The 17,582-nt window shown below is 57.8% G+C and carries 14 protein-coding genes; 10 read left to right on the top strand and 4 right to left on the bottom strand.

Going from position 1 to position 17,582, the window contains the following annotated elements:
• Window positions 1-176 precede the first annotated feature (176 nt).
• The 5 genes from gyrB (at window position 177) to ACTQYB_RS06875 (ending at window position 8,824) form a co-directional block, all read left to right on the top strand.
• Window positions 177-2,216: a DNA topoisomerase (ATP-hydrolyzing) subunit B gene (gyrB, locus tag ACTQYB_RS06855; RefSeq protein ID WP_026650581.1), complete on the top strand. Its 2,040-nt coding sequence runs from the start codon at window positions 177-179 to the stop codon at window positions 2,214-2,216.
• A 123-nt stretch (window positions 2,217-2,339) separates the two neighbouring features.
• Window positions 2,340-5,027 (top strand): DNA gyrase subunit A, encoded by a 2,688-nt coding sequence (gyrA, locus tag ACTQYB_RS06860; protein WP_412171171.1) that lies wholly within the window; start codon window positions 2,340-2,342, stop codon window positions 5,025-5,027.
• 141 nt (window positions 5,028-5,168) lie between these two features.
• Window positions 5,169-5,678: a DUF3566 domain-containing protein gene (locus ACTQYB_RS06865; protein WP_015449541.1), complete on the top strand. Its 510-nt coding sequence runs from the start codon at window positions 5,169-5,171 to the stop codon at window positions 5,676-5,678.
• Between the two features lie 623 nt (window positions 5,679-6,301).
• Window positions 6,302-7,516 carry an alpha/beta hydrolase gene (locus ACTQYB_RS06870; protein ID WP_441482247.1) on the top strand — a complete coding sequence of 405 codons (1,215 nt, stop codon included), beginning with the start codon at window positions 6,302-6,304 and terminating at the stop codon, window positions 7,514-7,516.
• A gap of 93 nt (window positions 7,517-7,609) precedes the next feature.
• Window positions 7,610-8,824: a VanZ family protein gene (locus ACTQYB_RS06875; protein WP_441482246.1), complete on the top strand. Its 1,215-nt coding sequence runs from the start codon at window positions 7,610-7,612 to the stop codon at window positions 8,822-8,824.
• Between the two features lie 53 nt (window positions 8,825-8,877).
• Here the strand turns inward: ACTQYB_RS06875 and gdhA are convergent, their stop codons facing one another.
• Window positions 8,878-10,224, bottom strand: a complete 1,347-nt coding sequence (gdhA, locus tag ACTQYB_RS06880) for an NADP-specific glutamate dehydrogenase (RefSeq protein WP_321046418.1) — start codon at window positions 10,222-10,224, stop codon at window positions 8,878-8,880.
• A gap of 371 nt (window positions 10,225-10,595) precedes the next feature.
• Here gdhA and mscL point away from each other — a divergent pair, with 371 nt between their 5' ends.
• The 3 genes from mscL (at window position 10,596) to ACTQYB_RS06895 (ending at window position 12,536) form a co-directional block, all read left to right on the top strand.
• Complete coding sequence (gene mscL, locus ACTQYB_RS06885) at window positions 10,596-11,063, top strand: large conductance mechanosensitive channel protein MscL (RefSeq protein ID WP_321046419.1); 468 nt, start codon at window positions 10,596-10,598, stop codon at window positions 11,061-11,063.
• 510 nt (window positions 11,064-11,573) lie between these two features.
• Window positions 11,574-12,080, top strand: a complete 507-nt coding sequence (locus tag ACTQYB_RS06890; protein ID WP_321046420.1) for a hypothetical protein — start codon at window positions 11,574-11,576, stop codon at window positions 12,078-12,080.
• 129 nt (window positions 12,081-12,209) lie between these two features.
• Entirely contained in the window at window positions 12,210-12,536 is a 327-nt protein-coding gene (locus tag ACTQYB_RS06895; protein WP_321046421.1) for a hypothetical protein, read from the top strand.
• A 1,193-nt stretch (window positions 12,537-13,729) separates the two neighbouring features.
• On the opposite strand, the gene ACTQYB_RS06900 is transcribed toward ACTQYB_RS06895, so the two are convergent.
• From ACTQYB_RS06900 to ACTQYB_RS06910, 3 genes are read right to left on the bottom strand one after another with little or no spacing between them, the layout of a single operon-like run.
• Complete coding sequence (locus tag ACTQYB_RS06900) at window positions 13,730-14,242, bottom strand: phage major capsid family protein (RefSeq protein ID WP_321046422.1); 513 nt, start codon at window positions 14,240-14,242, stop codon at window positions 13,730-13,732.
• Window positions 14,227-14,820 (bottom strand): IS30 family transposase, encoded by a 594-nt coding sequence (locus tag ACTQYB_RS06905; protein WP_441482244.1) that lies wholly within the window; start codon window positions 14,818-14,820, stop codon window positions 14,227-14,229. The genes ACTQYB_RS06900 and ACTQYB_RS06905 overlap by 16 nt, the downstream gene beginning before the upstream one ends.
• Window positions 14,730-15,518 carry a transposase gene (locus tag ACTQYB_RS06910; protein ID WP_441482243.1) on the bottom strand — a complete coding sequence of 263 codons (789 nt, stop codon included), beginning with the start codon at window positions 15,516-15,518 and terminating at the stop codon, window positions 14,730-14,732. Before ACTQYB_RS06910 ends, ACTQYB_RS06905 begins: the two co-directional genes overlap by 91 nt.
• Window positions 15,519-15,823: 305 nt before the next feature.
• On the opposite strand from ACTQYB_RS06910, the gene ACTQYB_RS06915 reads away from it, so the two are divergent.
• Window positions 15,824-16,393, top strand: a complete 570-nt coding sequence (locus tag ACTQYB_RS06915) for a helix-turn-helix domain-containing protein (RefSeq protein WP_441482242.1) — start codon at window positions 15,824-15,826, stop codon at window positions 16,391-16,393.
• A gap of 217 nt (window positions 16,394-16,610) precedes the next feature.
• Window positions 16,611-17,480, top strand: coding sequence for a tyrosine-type recombinase/integrase (locus ACTQYB_RS06920; protein ID WP_441482241.1), 870 nt, complete (start codon window positions 16,611-16,613; stop codon window positions 17,478-17,480).
• Window positions 17,481-17,582 lie beyond the last annotated feature (102 nt).

Consider the following 17,582-nt stretch of genomic DNA (forward strand, 5'->3'; position numbering starts at 1 on the left):
CGTTCTAGGGTATATCGACCGTGTCGGCAGGGGCGCCGCGCGGTGTGCTGGAAGGAATTTGTGTGGCAGACGCTGAAGCTGATTCGCTGAACAATGCTGCGCCCGGGCAGGGCGAGGTACCATCGCAGACAGGTAATGAATCCAAGGCCGAACTCAACGACAAGGTCAACGACGCCATCGCCAACGACAAGCTCGAGAATGCCCAGCTTGACGATTCGCTGTCGCCGGACCATTACGACGCCAGTGATTTGCGCGTGCTGGAAGGGCTTGAGGCGGTGCGTATCCGCCCGGGCATGTACATCGGCTCGACCGGTCCGCGAGGCCTGCACCATCTGGTCTACGAAATCGTCGACAACTCAGTGGACGAGGCTTTGGCCGGTTTCGCCACCCATATCGAAGTGACCATTCTGCCGGACAACGGCATCCGCGTGGTGGACGACGGACGAGGCATCCCGGTTGACATTGTGCCGGGCGAAGGTGTTTCCGGCGTTGAGACGGTTATGACCAAGCTGCACGCGGGCGGCAAGTTCGGCGGCGGCGGCTACGCGGTCTCCGGCGGTCTGCATGGCGTGGGCATCTCCGTGGTCAACGCGCTGTCCACGCGTATGGAGATCGAGGTGCGTCGTCAGGGCTTCCATTGGACCCAGACGTACATCGACCAGCATCCGACGGCGCCGCTCGCCCAAGGCAAGCCCATGGAGGACGGCGAATCGACAGGCACCTCCGTGACCTTCTGGGCCGACCCGAAGATCTTCGAAACCACGGTCTACGATTTTGAGACCCTGCGTTCGCGCTTCCAGCAGATGGCCTTTCTCAACCGCGGCCTGCGCATCTCCCTGACCGACCTGCGCGAAATCGACCAGGCGGGCGACGAGGTGACCGGCGACGGCGACAACCCGGTCGAGGAACTCCATCGCTCCGTGACATACTGCTACGAGCACGGCATCAAGGATTACGTGGCCTATCTGGTCAAAACCCGCAAGACCAACCCGATCGAGGAGGAGGTCATCGATTTCGAGGCTGAAGACCTCAAAATCGGCATCTCCGCGGAAATCGCCATGCAATGGACGACCGCCTACTCCGAATCCGTGCACACCTTCGCCAACACCATCTCCACAACCGAAGGCGGTACCCATGAGGAGGGCTTCCGTGCGGCGCTCACCACGCTTGTCAATCGGTATGCGCGCGAGAAGAACATCCTCAAGGAGAAGGACGACAACCTCTCCGGCGATGACGTGCGCGAAGGCCTGACCGCCGTCGTGTCCGTCAAGCTCACCAACCCGCAGTTCGAAGGCCAGACCAAGACCAAGCTCGGCAACTCCGAAGCGAAGACCTTCGTACAGCGTGTGATGACCGACAAGCTCGGCGACTGGTTCGACGCACACCCTGCCGAGGCCAAAAGCATCATCCAGAAGGCGATCGAGGCCTCCCGCGCCCGTATCGCCGCGAAGAAGGCCCGCGAATCGACCCGGCGCAAGTCGATCTTCGAATCCGCCGGTATGCCGGACAAGCTCAAGGACTGCCAGTCCAACAATCCGGAGGAATGCGAGCTGTTCATCGTCGAGGGTGATTCCGCAGGTGGCTCCGCCATCCAGGGGCGCAACCCGATTACCCAGGCGATCCTGCCGCTTCGAGGCAAGATCCTCAACACCGAGCGCGCCTCCATCGATCGCATGCTCAAGTCCGACACCATCGAGTCGCTGATCACCGCGATCGGCGGTGGCTACGGCGAAGACTTCGACGTGAGCAAGGTGCGCTACCACAAAATCATCATCATGGCAGATGCCGATGTCGACGGCGCGCATATCGCCACGCTGAACCTGACGCTGTTCTTCCGCTACATGCGGCCGATGATCACCGCAGGGTATGTCTATGTGGCCATGCCGCCGCTGTACCGCATCAAGTGGACCAAGGGGCCGCACTCCTTCGTGTATACGGACGCCGAACGCGACCGCGTGTTGCGCGAGGGCAAGGAGTCCGGTCGCCAGCTGCCGAAGGGCGAAGGTATTCAGCGCTACAAGGGTCTGGGCGAGATGACCTATCAGGAGCTGTGGGAAACCACCATGGACCCCGACCACCGCATTCTCAAGCAAATCCACATCGAGGACGCGGCACAGGCGGACGAGACCTTCTCCATGCTGATGGGTGACGAGGTCGAGCCCCGGCGCCTGTTCATCCAGCGCAACGCGCACGACGCACGATTCATCGACGCGTGACCGTACAACGCCGGAATCCGCGGTTTTCCAAGGATTTCGGCACGGAAACCAGCACACTTCATCACTAGCCGTGCATCAGGCTAGCCATCCGAAGAGGATGGACAAGAACACGAAGGATCTACCGTGGCAGACGAAAACAACACCAACACCCCGGAAGACGGCGGGTCGAGCAATGACGACCAGCTCAACGGGCTGGACAACAACCACGAGCCGTTGAGCCCGCAGGAAGCCGACAACACCGATTACGGCCTGATGAAAGGCCAGCGCGTCCAACCGATTGATTTGCAGCAGGAAATGCGCGAATCCTACCTCGCCTACGCACTGTCCGTCATCGTGGAACGCGCGTTGCCGGACGTGCGTGACGGTATGAAGCCGGTCCACCGTCGCGTCATCTACGCGATGTACGACGGCGGATACCGCCCGGATCGCGGCTACAACAAGTGCTCCCGCGTCGTCGGCGACGTTATGGGTAAATACCACCCGCACGGCGATGCCGCCATCTACGACACGCTCGTGCGTATGGCCCAGCCGTGGTCCATGCGCTATCCGCTTGTGGACGGTCAGGGCAACTTCGGCTCCCCGGGCGACGACCCGGCGGCCGCCATGCGTTACACCGAATGCCGTATGGCCCCGCTCGCCATGGAAATGGTGCGCGACATCGACAAGGACACCGTCGATTTCGTGCCCAACTACGACGGCAAGACTCAAGAGCCGACCGTGCTCCCGAGCCGTTTCCCGAACCTGTTGGTCAACGGTTCCGCCGGCATCGCCGTCGGCATGGCCACCAACATCCCGCCGCACAACCTGCGCGAGGTGGCGGACGGCGTGCACTGGGCGCTCGATCACCCGGAAGCGAGCCGTGAGGAGCTGCTCAACGCGCTGATTGAACGGATCAAGGGGCCGGACTTCCCGACCGGCGCGACTATTCTCGGCCACAAGGGCATTGAGCAGGCATACCGCACCGGCCGAGGCCTGATCACCATGCGTGCCGTGGTCAACACTGAGGAAATCAACGGGCGTATGTGCCTGGTGGTCACCGAACTGCCATATCAGGTCAACCCGGACCGTCTGGTCGTCTCCATCCGTGAGGCGGTGCGCGACGGCAAGATCCAAGGCATCGCCGACATGCGAGACGAGACTTCGGGCCGTACCGGCCAGCGTCTGGTGCTCGTGCTCAAGCGCGATGCTGTCCCCAAGGTCGTGCTCAACAACCTGTACAAGCATTCCCAGCTGCAACAGACCTTCGGCGCCAATATGCTCGCCCTGGTTGACGGCGTGCCGCGCACGCTCAGCCTGGATGCGTTCATCCGTCACTGGGTCTCCCATCAGCTCGACGTCGTCGAACGCCGTACCCGGTATTTGAAGCGTGAGGCCGAAGAGCGCGACCACATCTTGCAGGGCTATCTCAAGGCCCTCGACATGATCGACGAGGTCATCGCCCTCATCCGTTCCTCTAAGGACGTGGACACCGCCCGTGAAGGCCTTAAAGACCTGTTGGACGTCGATGATGTGCAGGCGGACGCGATCCTCGCGATGCAGCTGCGCCGTCTCGCCGCGCTCGAACGGCAGAAGATCCTCGACGAACACGAGGAATTGCAGCGCAAGATCGCCGATTACAACGACATTCTCGCCAAGCCGGAGCGCCAGCGTCAGATTGTGGGCGACGAGCTTGACGAAATCGTCGAGAAGTACGGTGACGAACGCCGCACCCGCATTCTGCCGTATTCGGGCGAGATGAACGTCGAAGACCTGATCGCCGAGGAAAACGTGGTCGTAACGGTCACCCATTCCGGCTTCATCAAGCGCACCAAGGCCGACGAATACCGCGCCCAGCACCGCGGCGGTAAGGGCATCAAGGGCACCAAGCTGCGCGAGGACGACGTGGTCGACCACTTCTTCCTCACCAGCACACACAACTGGCTGCTGTTCTTCACCAACAAGGGTCGCGTCTACCGGCTCAAGGCCTACGAGTTGCCCGAAGGGTCGAGGGATTCCAAGGGCCAGCATGTGGCCAACCTGTTGCAGTTCGCCCCCGACGAGACCATTCAGGCGGTGCTGTCGATTCCGAATTACGAGGTCGCCAAGTATCTGGTGCTTGCCACGCGGTCCGGCAAGGTCAAGAAGACCAGCCTCGCCGAATATGATTCGCCTCGCCAGGGCGGCCTGATTGCAGTGCGATTGGCAGCTGACCCCGAGACCGGGGAGCCGACCGATGAGCTGATTGGCGCCGCGCTGTGCAACCCGGAGGATGACATTATCCTCGTCTCCAAGCACGGTATGAGTCTCAAGTTCCGTGCGGACGACGAGCAGCTGCGTCCGATGGGTCGCCAGACCGCCGGCGTACAGGGCATGAAGTTCCGTGACGGCGATGAACTGCTGTCCATGGACGTCATCTGGGGTGACAGCGACAAGGATCTGTTCGTGGTCACCAACGAGGGCTTCGCCAAGCGCACGGCCATCAGCGAATATCGTCTGCAAGGCCGTAACGGCTTCGGTGTCAAGGCCTTGCAACTGGCGGAAGGCCGCGGTTCGCTTGTCGGTGCGCTCGTGGTCAGCGAAGACGACCAGGTCATGGCCATCATGAAGTCTGGCAAGGTCATCCGTTCGGATGTGTCCGAAGTCAAGCGGACCGGCCGAACCACGCAGGGCGTGACCTTCGCCAAGCCCGACAAGGGTGATGAGATTCTCGCCATCGCGCGCAACGCCGAGAAGGATGACGACGACGAGAACGACCAGACCGATGTCGAACAGCATGATCAGCATAATCAGCACGCGGATGAGGCTACGGCCGCACAAGGCGCGCAGCAGTGAACTGGCGGCGGGCCGCGTCGAAATACCATGGCGCGGCCCGTCGGATAGTGTGCAGACCTTGCCATCAGAGCGGCAATCGTCCCCGAACACTGGTAGGTTCACTAATCAGGCGAAGGCAGTCGAAACGTCCAAGGAGAAACAATGAGCGAATACGTCGACGACGAGGGGCGCCGCGAACCACGCGTAGGCAGGACCGTCTCGAACCAGCCGATCAGTACCGGCAACGAGGCGCCGATGCCGTCTGCGGCGCGTGCCGCGGCTGCGAACAAGCGTCGGCACCATACGCCGCGCGCACGGCGTATGAGCCTGTCCCTGACACGAGTGGACGCTTGGTCGGTGGCCAAGGTCACTTTCCTGCTCAGTGTAGCCGGGGGCATCATTCAGATTGTGGCGGCGGCGCTGTTGTGGCTGGTGCTGAACATGGCGGGCGTGTTCGACCAGGTCACGCAGATTGTCTCTTCGACAGGCCTTGATTCCAGCGGATTCAACCTCGCCGACGTGCTCTCGCTGAGCACGGTGTTGAGCACGGTGACCATCCTCGCCATCATCGGCGTGGTGCTGTTCACTCTGCTGGCGACGATTTTCGCGCTGCTGTATAACGTGGTCAGCTCGCTTGTCGGCGGCGTCCACGTGACTTTGGGTGACGACTGACAGCCATTCCCATATCCATGGTCTTTTCAGCCGATCAGGGGCGGTTCCGGTACTCCGGGCCGCCCCTGATCGTATATGCGGCCTAGGGTAATGCGGTCTTGGGGGTAACGGTTTGTCGGTTTGTCGGGCATTTCCGAGCCAAAGGTATTGCCGGAAACGTTCCGTCAAGTGATGTATGCGCTGGCATGCGTGACCGGGTGGAAGGTGTGGGGGAATGGCGGAATCCTTTGGCATCTGTTGATTTGCGTATGTCTGGGCATGCGCGACCTGATGGAGGGCGCAGAGGAATGGCGGAATTCCCCGGTATTTACTGGTTTGCGTATGTCTGGGCATGCGCAGCATCGTGTCGGCGGCGCGTATGGCCTGTGGGGTGCCTGTTTCTGACGCTCGGCGTATGTCCTGGTATACGCAACTGACACCACCTTGGTGCCATGATGGCCCAGTTCGCGTTCGCGATGGCGGGGAAACACGGAACGCAGGTTCAATGCCTGACACTCCTACGGCCGCAACGTTCCTCGGAACACGTGATTGCTCAAACGGCTGGCGGGACATGCCGACGGCGAACGTCATCGTGCCCTGCGTAAGATGACCGAAGAGCAGGTCATATGAACAAGGAGGCTACCATGTCGAATACCGGACAGCCCCCAGTGTCCAGCATCCCGGATGATGCGGCCGCAACGGGCAACACCTCCGCGGCGGTGTTGCCGGACAGTGCATTGGCCACTCGGACGGCATCATCTTCGATGGAATCATCCTCGAAAGACCCGCAAGCCTCCTACTCCTACGTGGACCCGTGGAAGCCCGATTCCGTGCTCGAAGGGTACCAACAGGCCACCGTCCACCTCGGTGAGGACGCCGAGGGTGAGATTGTAGCAACCTTCGTGCGCAAGGACCCGTCGAAACTCACCTTGCACGAACGGTGGCGGCGCTGGCATTTCAGCGTGCGCGGCCATCGTCTGGCCATCATGTACGTGCACGGGTGGAACGACTATTTCTACCGCCGGCACGCATCCGAATACTGGGAATCGCTGGGAATCCCCTTCTACGCCGTGGATTTGCGCAAATTCGGGCGATCCTACCGTCCCTACCAGACCCCCGGGTATATCGAGGATCTGCACGAATATCGTCTGGAATTCAACGCCTTGCGTGACCAGATCGTCAAAGAACAAGGCAAAGACGTCCGCATTCTGATGATCGCCCACTCCCAAGGCGGACTGAGCGCTTCGTTGTGGGTCAATACCGAACATCCTCACCATGTCGAGGCACTCGCGCTGAATTCCCCTTGGCTTGAATTGCAAGGCAACCGCATGTTCCGCCTGCTGTCCACACCGGTCGTGCAGATGTACCGGCTGCGCGGCGGCAAAACCGTGATGCCGATGCGCGACCCGGGATTCTATGCCCGGTGTATCAAACGGTCGACCGGAGGCGAATGGGACTATCTTGACCATCCGCTCAATCCTGGTGTTGAATTTCTCACGCGGGCAGGCTGGATGCAGGCAATCTACAACGGGCAGGACGAGATTGCGAAGAATCTTGACATCCAGATCCCGGTCCTTGTATGTACTTCGGATAAGTCGATGATGCTGCAATCCACATGGGATGAAGGCATGCGCGAAGCCGACAGTGTGCTGGACATTACTGCGATCCGTCAGGCAGCGCTGCATCTGGGCGATGTGGTCGCGTTGGCGACGATTCGTGGCGGTTTGCATGATTTGAGCATGTCCAAGCCGGATGCGCGGCGCAAGTATTTCCGCATCGTCACCATGTGGGCGTCGATGATGGCGTGGCGGCGTGTCATTCCCACCAAATGGGTGGATGAAGCCTTGGCGAAACTCTGATTTTTTCGCCAGCCTCGCTCGTCGGCATGCTCTCAGGAATCGCCGTGCCGCTTGAAAGATATCCCCCAGCCCTTGCGCTAGTGTTGTTGCACGATGAGTATCGTAACCCTGTACGCCAAGACCTTCGGCACACCGCTGCTGATTGCGCTGCTGCTCTGGCCGTTCATTTCAGCGTTCCTGACCCTGCCGATTCTGGCGCTGCTCTATCATCACGAGCACCGTCTGCGGCTCGCCTCGACCATCGGCTCGTATCTGAGCGTGCTGTACGTGGTCGGTCTGCTCACCTTCACGCAGTACCCGATGCCGGACGAACCTGACCGTTATTGCGCCACGCACCATCTTTCGCCGCAGCTCAACCCGCTTGAATTCATACAGGACGTCGCCACCGGCGGAGTATCGGCGGTGATGCAGCTGCTGCTCAACATCGTGCTGTTTATGCCGCTCGGATTCCTGCTTATGCGGTTCCTGCGGCGCAATATCGGCCATACCGTTATCGTCGGTTTTCTGCTGTCACTGGCAATCGAATTGACGCAGCTGAGTGGATTTTGGGGTATCTACCCGTGCTCGTATCGGCAATTCGATGTCGATGACCTGCTGACCAATACCTTGGGCGATCTCGTCGGGTACGGCATCGCGAAGTTGTGTGACCGGCGGTGGCCGCCAAAACCGGTTGACCGAGCGGAAATCAACCACCGGCCCGGCATTGTGCACCGCGGGGTGACCTTCGCAATTGATATGATCATGGTGATCTTGGGATACTACCCGTTGGGCATTATTGTCGTCTGGCTGTTCCACGCCATCGCCAAGCCGCTGCCCGACGGGACGTTCCAGCTGGCAAGTGTCGTCATCCACGTCGAATCGTTGAACACCATAGTCACCGTGCTCGGCATGGCATCATTCCTGATATTCGAATTGTGGATTCCGGCGACGCACCGCGGGCAGACACTCGGAGGCATGTTCACCCACATGAGTATGGAAACCCGTGAACGCCATGGATGGCAACGGGTATTGTTCTATGCGATCCGCACGACGATTATCGGCGGATGGTTCCTGCTCACGCTGCTGCAGAAGGACACACACAGTGGGTTGCTGATCATCGCGGTCGTGGTGTTCGCGCTGATATTCAAGCAGATGCCTTGGGATTACGTGCCGGGTAACGCCGAATCAGGGCGTGTGGGTACTGATGGCGATGATGCTGACAATGCCGGACGGGTCAATGATGCTGATGGTGCGCAGACACTCCCCGCGGTCCACAATCGCCAGAATGGCGGACAAATCGGCGATACATCAACATTCTTCAAGCAGTAATCCCCTGTTGTCTCCACTGGGAAATCTCAGTGGAGACAACAGGGGAAGGGATATCAGAAGATGCCCTGTGCGACCATGGCGTTCGCGACTTTGACGAAGCCGGCGGCGTTCGCGCCCAGCATCAGGTCGCCCTCACGGCCATATTCCTTCGCGGCATCCAGGGAGTTCGCCACGATATCCTCCATAATCTGCTTGAGTTTGGCATCGACCTCGTCGAAGGTCCAGCTCAGCCGATACGAGTTCTGACTCATCTCCAAGCCGGAAACGGCCACACCACCCGCATTGGCGGCCTTTGCGGGGCCGTACAGCAGCTTTGCGCCCTGATACACGGCGATCGCCTCCGGCGTGCTGGGCATGTTCGCGCCTTCGCACACAACCGTGCAGCCGTTGTCTACCAACGTGCGGGCAGATTCACCGTCAATCTCGTTCTGCGTGGCGCACGGCAGCGCGATATCGCACGGGACGGTCCACACGTCACGGCAGCCCTCATGGTATTCGGAACCGGGCACGCGCTCGGCATATTCCTTGATACGGCCGCGGTGACCGAGTTTGATATCCTTGACCACATCGAGGTCAATGCCCTTGGGATCGTAGACATAGCCGTTGGAATCGGAGCAGGTGACGACCTTCGCGCCCAGACGCTGCGCCTTCTCGATCGCGAAGATCGCGACATTGCCGGAACCAGAGATGACCACGGTCTTGCCCTGGAAGGAATCGTTGCGCAGCACGCGCAGCGCCTCCTGCGTGTAGTAGCACAGGCCGTAGCCGGTCGCTTCGGTGCGTGCCAGCGAACCGCCGAATTCCAAGCCCTTGCCGGTGAGCACGCCGGAATATTCGTCGCGGATGCGCTTGTACTGGCCGAACAGATAGCCGATTTCGCGGGCACCGACATTGATATCGCCTGCCGGAACATCAGTGAACTGGCCGATATGACGCTGCAGCTCGGTCATGAACGCCTGACAGAAGCGCATCACCTCGCCATCGGAACGGCCCTTCGGATCGAAATCGGAACCGCCTTTGCCGCCGCCCATCGGCAGACCGGTCAGGGAGTTCTTAAGAATCTGTTCGAAGCCGAGGAACTTGATGACGGATTCGTTGACCGTCGGGTGGAAGCGCAGACCGCCCTTGTACGGGCCGATTGCGGAGTTGAACTGCACGCGGTAGCCGCGGTTCACCTGGACACGGCCTTCATCATCCGTCCATGCGATGCGGAACTTCACCACACGCTCCGGCTCGACGAACCGTTCCAGTACACCGTTGCGCTCATATTCCGGATGCTTGGCGACAACCGGCTCCAGGCTTTCGAACACCTCTCGAACGGCCTGCAGGAACTCAGGCTGGTCGCCGTCGCGGCGTTCCACTTGCGCATATACGCGCTTGACATACTCTTCAGTGAGCATAGCTCTCCCCTCATTGGTCGGGTTATTGATAAGACGGTTTTATTTTAAGCGCGGGTGCATGGGCCGGCAAGACCGTGGATGCTGTTTTCCGCCCCTTGGACAGGCGACAGACGACGATTCCGGCGTGGCTGCAAGATAAATTGGGATTTCTCAGGCGTGTCGCGATGTCGATTCATGGATACCGGACGGTACGATACCAAGCAGAGCTGTTTTAGCCCCACGTCGACTGCATCTTCCTTGGCGGACGCCGACGGCGTGCCACCTGTCGAATCGGCATGTTCAACGCCTGCCGACGGACAATCACCAATAGTTGGTCAGTATGGCCATCAATCGACAATCACAATCAGCAATCATATGAATCGAGAACAAGAATGATAGACGGATTCAAGAAATTCATCGCACGCGGCAACATGATCGACATGGCTGTCGGCGTGGTAATGGGTGCCGCGGTCACCGCTGTGGTGAATTCCATTGTGAACAACCTGATCAACCCGCTCATCGCCATGATCTTCGGAAAGCCGAATATGGACGGGCTGCTCGCGTTCACCTTCAATGGCGCGACCGTGTCCTTCGGCGCGATTCTCAGCGCGGTGCTGAACTTCCTGATTGTGGCGGCGGCTGTGTACTTCTGCATTTTGGTGCCGATCAATAAGCTGCGGGATATGTCCGAGGCATTGATTGCCAAGGCCAAGGGCGAGGAAGACGCCAAGGTCAAGGAAGAGCAGGAAAAGAAGCTGAGCAGCGAGGAAGAAACCGTGCTGTTGCTGCGCGAAATCCGCGACCAGCTTGCCAAGCAGAGTGGCGACAACACCTCTGACATGCCATCTGGCGTGCGCTGACACCCGAGACCCGACCTTCCCAAACCGGTTACGCCTGTGTACCCGTTTGCGTAGCTGGTTTGTGGGGGTAGACGGCAGATGTACTGGAACTGTCGCCCCCACCTGTTTCTGCCGACGCTGAAAGCCTTGTCAGCGTCGGCAGAAGTTTGGGGGCTCGATAGGCGGCGGTTGTGCGTAGCTAGTTTCTGGGAGGGAAGACGCGGGAAATATGATAAACCCCGGAACTCTGCCGAATTCAGGGTTCCGGGGTTTGCTGTGGAGCTAGCCGGGTTCGAACCGGCGACCCTCTGCTTTATATGCCTACATTTCGACTGAATCCAGCAGCATATGGCTAGTGCTGTGAACGTTGGAATATCAGGGGGATCCAGAGATATTTGTACTTGAGAAGATTGGCTAGAACAAGCGAAATCTTGAGGTCATCGTGTCTGAATCGTGTCTGAATCGTGTCTGATCGAATTGCATATAGGATATTGATTAGAGTTATGTAGTCGAGTTGAAAGAGCGAAGATCATGGTTGTAAATGAGAGTGTTGCTAGTTTGCTGCCATATGTGTCCTCAACACTGGTTCCGATTGTTACAGCACTTTCTGGTCTCGTGAAGAACACTGAGAAGAAGAAGACAAAGATATTATCTCGATATATCGGTATCAGGAAGACGATGGTTGACTCTGGATATTCGGGTGCTGCGCTCACTGGGGTTGACGAAATAATTGACTCAGAGACGCAGCGTCTGAAGAAGATTTATGATAAACAGTCTGACCGTGAGATTGATCCAGCTGGAGTAGCAGCTATTGTGTTCGTTGGCGTGATTGAAATTTTGGTTACGTTCTGGAGTGTGAATTGGGCTTTGGCCATGCCTGCAAACTGGCCTAAACTCATACGAATAATAATATGGTCTTTTCTTGTATTGCTGATTTTGGCCATGATACTTTTCATAGTTGTTGGTACGGCAACTTCAATATTCAAGAAGAAGGAACCTACTTCAAAAGATGTTGCAAAGAGTAATCCTAGTGAGTGATAAGGCATGAGCACTCGAGCCATCGTTTTTGGGAATAGTGGCCTCCACCATTCGACCAAGTTAATCAGTTTGTTGATTTATCGAGAGATGATATCGAAGTCTGTACATTGCATGAAAAGGGAGAGAAGAATGAGCAGCTCAGACGATAGTAAGAAGAGTTTACCTGGAGCAATCTTAGGATTGGCTTTTGGTGTTTTCTTCGGTTGGCTTTTTATTCATATTTCGCCCAACTTAGGCCCCAATGAGAGCATGACAATCAACGGCCATAGCACCACTCCTGTGGATCAAGCTCTTCTCACAATTGCCGCTGAGGTAGCAATGATGAAAGTTCTGTCAATCTTTTTCGAGAATTGGGATTGCAGATTTCTTAATGTTCACGCAAAACAGTTTGCTGATGCTGCTGGTGTAGCTATGGCCGCTGCTAGTGCCGTGACTGTTTCCATTCGAGGCTACTAATTCTGTTGAACAGTCATCGGTTTGTTTGTCGTATCTTACAAAGATAACGGATACTACGAAGCAGCGTGACCTGTCGCGCAGTACCCAGTTGGATGCCCAGGAGATGGCTCGACGCGCAGACTATGTGCTCGGCAAGGTAATCAGGGACGGGCAAGATAACGGGACAGTAGCAACTCCGAAGACTGCAAGATCGACTTCTACAGGAGAAGTCGTTCCAGTAACAACACTTGCTAATTCATCAGAATTGTATGGTGGCAGCGTTCCTCACGGCGGCATTCTTGCTCTTGCTGATCATGCGCTTGGTGCGAAGCTTTCCTAACAGTGTTTGCATGTTCGGTCATCGGTTGGGTCGCCGTGCTGCCAGTCGAGGTAGGTGCCGCATTTCTGGCATGTGGTCATGTGTTGGTAACGTTCGCGGGCTGTGAGCTGGCTGGAGTTGGTGTATTGGGTTCGCACTTTGAGTGCTTGGGCTATAGCTTGTCTTCTTCTGCTTAATTGGTGTTTTCCTTTGGTGTGGTGATGCGCCATCCGAGTGCGTTCGTGGCTTTGGGGGTGAGTCCCAGAGCGTTGGAGGCGTAGCGGCATTCCTGGGCGATTCATGTGGCTCCACTGCCGGAGAGCAGCTGGCTCTCAGATGTGACTAATAGAGCGACGGTGCCGGATACGCTGTCGTCCCATTGGGTGGCTTGTGGTGACTGCCAGAGTTCCTTCCATCGGGTTTTCTGCTGGCGGTTCCATTGGCCGCATGCGGCGGTGGGTATCGGGGGTATGGGAAGCGTGCATCCTTCAGCTGGCAGGTGGGTTATCGCGTGTTTCTCATTGTTCTGCTCATGGAATGCGCGGGAAAACTCTCGTGTGGTGTTGGGGGCATGGGTTTCGTTCTCCTGACTGGGTTCAAGGGCGTGCCTGCATGTTTCTATGACGTGTCCAGGTTGGGGTTTATTGGTCGGCGTTGTTGCGAGCTGCCTCACCGGCGGTCTTCCGCACCCCTGCTTGGGGACTACCCCCTGGGTGCGGGTTGGTGGATTCTTCTTGGTTCGGGAAGATGGAGGATTCGGTTACGGGTCGGAGCGTGTTCGTGGTGTCGTCGTGTTGCTGCTTTGTATTGCCTCGTTGGTCGAGGCGAAGCGAAGCCCGGCGTCCGTGCTGACGGTGTCGGGCTTGGCTTGCTGTTTCATGGTTCGCTCTGTGTGTCAGCCTTGTGTTGACAGGGTGATGGCGAGTTTGGCAAAGCGGTTGGCGTGCACGGTGTTCCAGCCGATGCGCCGGGTGATGCGGTGCACGAGGCTGTCTGCGCTGAATGCGGCTTCTGTCGATGTGGTTAGGTCGATGGTGCCGACTGCTGCGATGAGGTCGGCTTTGCTGACGATGAGGGCGTTGCCTGCGGTCATGCTGGGAGTGATGTAGATGGGCAGGCTGAACAGGGTGCGTGCCGCGGAGGCGACGGGGTTGCCGAGCACTGCCCAGGATTTGGGGTCCATGACGATGGCGCTGGGGTTGCCGTAGTTTTCCTGGATGGCGGCGATCCCGTCGAGGAACGGGTCGAGGCTGTCGGTGACGGTTCCAGCGTCGACCACGCCGGTGATGTTGCGCAGTCCGGTGTGGTCGGATGGGCTGTTGAGGAATGCCTGGTCGGCGGCCACGGTGATGGTGCGTTGCAGCGAGGTGCTGACGGCGTTGGCGGCGAATTCTAATGGTCGTCGCAACATCTTTGTTGACAGTTGGTGTTGATGGTATCGGTTGGTGTTGACGTTGCGGTGTCGTCGATCAGTTCGAGGATCTTCTCGCTGGGTTTCATGTAGTCCAGGGTCTTGCGGGGCCTGGCGTTGAGTTCCATGGCGACTGCGTCGAGGTGTTCCTCGGTGTATCCGGACAGGTCGGTTCCCTTGGGGAAGTACTGGCGCAGCAAGCCGTTGGTGTTCTTGTTGGTGCCGCGTTGCCAGGGGCTGTGGGGGTCGCAGAAGTACACCTGCATGTCGAGCGCGGCGGACACGCGTGCATGCAGGGCGGGTTCGGATCCCTGATCCCATGTCAGGCTGTTGCGCAGCAGCGCGGGCAGTGACCGCATCTTGCGGATGATGGCGTCCTGCACGTGTTCGGCGTCGTGCCCGTCGGGCAGGTGCAGGAGGATCGTGAACCGGGTGGTGCGTTCCACGAGGGTGCCGATCGCGCTGCGGTTGCCGGCACCGCAGATCAGGTCGCCTTCCCAGTGGCCGGGGACCGCCCGGTCGGCGACCTCGGCCGGCCACTGATCATGACCATGGGCTCGCGGAACCTGGGGCATCTGGATTGGCCGTCGCCGCGGTGCCTGCGTACGACGCGCCCCCGTCTCATGGCATGTTTGAGCTGGAGTCGCAGCTCGCCCTTGCCTTGCACGTAGATGGCCTGGTAGATGGTCTCGTGGCATGCGTTCATGCTTCCATTATCCGGGTGGCCGCGTCGGAGCCTGCCGCCGGTCTGTTCGGGGCTCCAGTGCTTGTCGAGCCCGGCCTTGATCTCGTCCCGCAGCGGGGTGCCGGGCATGATCTTGCGTGGCTTGGGGCGTCTGAGGCGGTGGGTGGCCATCTGCCGGGCGCGGTGCGGCCCGTACACGCCGCCGATTTCGGCGACGTTGCGGCGCAGCTCGCGGCTGATGGTGCTGGGCGCCCTGCCAAAGGCCCGGGCGATGGCGCGGACGCCGCTGCCGGCGCGGTGCATGTCGGCGATGGCGATGCGCTCGTCCATGCACAGGTATCTGGCGTCGATTCGCTTGGGTTTGCCCATGTCGCCACGGTACCAGTCCACGAGCGGCCGCTCGTTGCGGCCGGTGGGGCGTGTCCTGCCGTTGCGCCAGGCCTTCCCGGTGCGTTTGGACACACCGACCGCGTGGGCGGCCTGGATGAAGTTCACACCGCCGCGCACCAGGCCCAGGTACTTCGCGCGTCTCGCCGCCTGCATGTCCCGCAGCTTCTCGTACTTGGTCCCGTCGAACTCGTACACCATGTTTCGATTCCTTCCGAATCCAAGGTGTTGCGACGTTCACTAGAACCCGCCAAAAGCTAGCGTCTCTGTGGGGGTTACATTTTTCACGTAAAAAGGAGAGGCAAGAGTGGGTAATTCCTCAAAGGTAGGTGTTAAACCGGAGTAGTTCATTTTTTTAATCTCTCTTGTCGATTTTTCTAATGGCATCGAATCCTCCAAAGCTAATCTTTACTTAAATATCATGATTCAATATATATAAATCTTTATAATTTTGTCAATATTCAAATCAGTATGGTTGTGTCAAGTTTTTGAGATGCTTTTTTGATATGAAAACTGACGAACAAATCATTGGTGAGAATGTTAAACGGCTGCGCCACGGCACTTCGCAAGAAGAACTAGCCGGGAGGATGAGAACGGCAGGCTTCCCATGGATGAAGATGACTGTCTATAACATTGAAAAAGGGGAGAGGCAATTAAAGCTTTCTGAAGCAAAAACGTTGCTTGATATTCTCGGATATGAGCCAACGCGCGATATGAATTTGCTGTTTTCATCTGAGATAGATGCTAAGGCTGGTCAACTTGTAAATCAGATAAATAGTGCGGGGACACAGGTAATTTCATGTGGTAGAACACTCCATGAAGCTATCGTTAAAGCTCAGAAATTCCTTAGCGAGAATAGAGATGCAGAGCAGCCGGAGGTGGAAACACTCCAAATGTTCCTTGATTATGTATGTGGTGAGTTTTTCAGATATCTCAATGGAGTTATCTATAGCGATTATGTTCCAAGAGTCTTGAAGCATGAAGTCGAGGAATGGAAAAATTCGGGCTTGGATAAGGCAGATAATTCGATACCTTCTTTCCTGGAACAATTACCAAAACCAAATGATGGTGACTGATGGCTCGTGTAATCATCGATGATCTGTGGTTGAAGAACGATGGTGAGGTGTCACCTTCGGCAGCTGCGAAGCGTTCGTTGGCTAATACCAAGGATCCGATGAAAGCCAGCGTGCCGGAGCGTTGGCGCTCGACTAGATACGGTCAGGGCAGGCGGCGGCGCTGCCGTTGGTATGCCACAGAGTAGATGGGATCAAACGTCAGAAGTCCAAGGCGTTCGTGAAGCACAACGAAGCTGAGGAATTCGCAGCAGCGATGGAAGATGATGTCAGACGTGGCAGCTATGCCGATCCGTCCGATTCAGAACGACTGTTTGCCAGTGTGAGCGAGCTGTGGATTAAAACCGAAGTTGACGCCAAGGCAAGCACCGTGAACCGTTACAAGGACGAGCTTCGGTGCTACGTATATCCGAAGTGGGGCGGTTGCAATCTCAGAGAGATCACCCCTCAGAACATGGCTGACTGGGTGGTGCAACTGATCGAAGGCACGTATCCTGCGGAGCTTCCCAATAACCGTAAGCCGGTCACTCTATCTGCCAGGTCGATTCGCAATATCGTTAAGGTCGTGACAGCAGGAGCCCTGGGTTATGCCGTTAAGCAACGCTGGATTGCCGAGAATGTAGCTAGGAGCGCCAAGACACCGAAGACCGTCACCAAAGATGACGACATGGTGTTCCTCACCATCGGAGAGGTGGAGGAACTGGCTGACACAGCGGCGCACATCGGCAATGCCGTCGATGGAACTCTCATACGATTCCTTGCTTACACAGGCTGTCGTATCAATGAGGCGTTGGCGCTTCAGGTGCGTGACATGTGCCTCGATGAGGGCAAGGCGAGAATCAGCAGGGCGTGGAGCGAGGACAGTGCGCGGCGAATGATCCTAGACACCCCGAAGAATGGCAAGGCCAGGACCATAGGCCTGCCCGCTTTCATCATCCCGGCATTGAGAGCAATGGTCGAAGGTCGTGCTGATACGGATTTCGTATTCAGACCCAAGCGTGGAGAACACATTCTCGATCACAACTGGCGTACCAGAGTCTGGTATCCAAGTGTCAAGGGCGCTGGAATGGACGACATCGCAGGGCTATAGGAACTAAACGTGGTGTTTTAGACTTCCATTTTTGGTTAGTGGACGTGTCCTTTGCGGATGTAGAATCCAGGTTCGTTCGTCGGATCGTCGTGGTTGTTCGCC

The sequence above is a fragment of the Bifidobacterium sp. LCP19S3_E9 genome, assembly GCF_052121135.1.
In the GTDB taxonomy this organism is placed as follows: domain Bacteria; phylum Actinomycetota; class Actinomycetes; order Actinomycetales; family Bifidobacteriaceae; genus Bifidobacterium; species Bifidobacterium thermacidophilum.

Bases quoted from the DNA above. Each gene is read 5' to 3' on its own strand.
- ACTQYB_RS06865 (WP_015449541.1), top strand. From the start codon at position 5,169: ATGAGCGAATACGTCGACGACGAGGGGCGCCGCGAACCACGCGTAGGC.
- ACTQYB_RS06870 (WP_441482247.1), top strand. From the start codon at position 6,302: ATGTCGAATACCGGACAGCCCCCAGTGTCCAGCATCCCGGATGATGCG.
- ACTQYB_RS06875 (WP_441482246.1), top strand. From the start codon at position 7,610: ATGAGTATCGTAACCCTGTACGCCAAGACCTTCGGCACACCGCTGCTG.
- gdhA (WP_321046418.1), bottom strand. From the start codon at position 10,224: ATGCTCACTGAAGAGTATGTCAAGCGCGTATATGCGCAAGTGGAACGC.
- mscL (WP_321046419.1), top strand. From the start codon at position 10,596: ATGATAGACGGATTCAAGAAATTCATCGCACGCGGCAACATGATCGAC.
- ACTQYB_RS06890 (WP_321046420.1), top strand. From the start codon at position 11,574: ATGGTTGTAAATGAGAGTGTTGCTAGTTTGCTGCCATATGTGTCCTCA.
- ACTQYB_RS06895 (WP_321046421.1), top strand. From the start codon at position 12,210: ATGAGCAGCTCAGACGATAGTAAGAAGAGTTTACCTGGAGCAATCTTA.
- ACTQYB_RS06905 (WP_441482244.1), bottom strand. From the start codon at position 14,820: ATGCCCCAGGTTCCGCGAGCCCATGGTCATGATCAGTGGCCGGCCGAG.
- ACTQYB_RS06910 (WP_441482243.1), bottom strand. From the start codon at position 15,518: ATGGTGTACGAGTTCGACGGGACCAAGTACGAGAAGCTGCGGGACATG.
- ACTQYB_RS06915 (WP_441482242.1), top strand. From the start codon at position 15,824: ATGAAAACTGACGAACAAATCATTGGTGAGAATGTTAAACGGCTGCGC.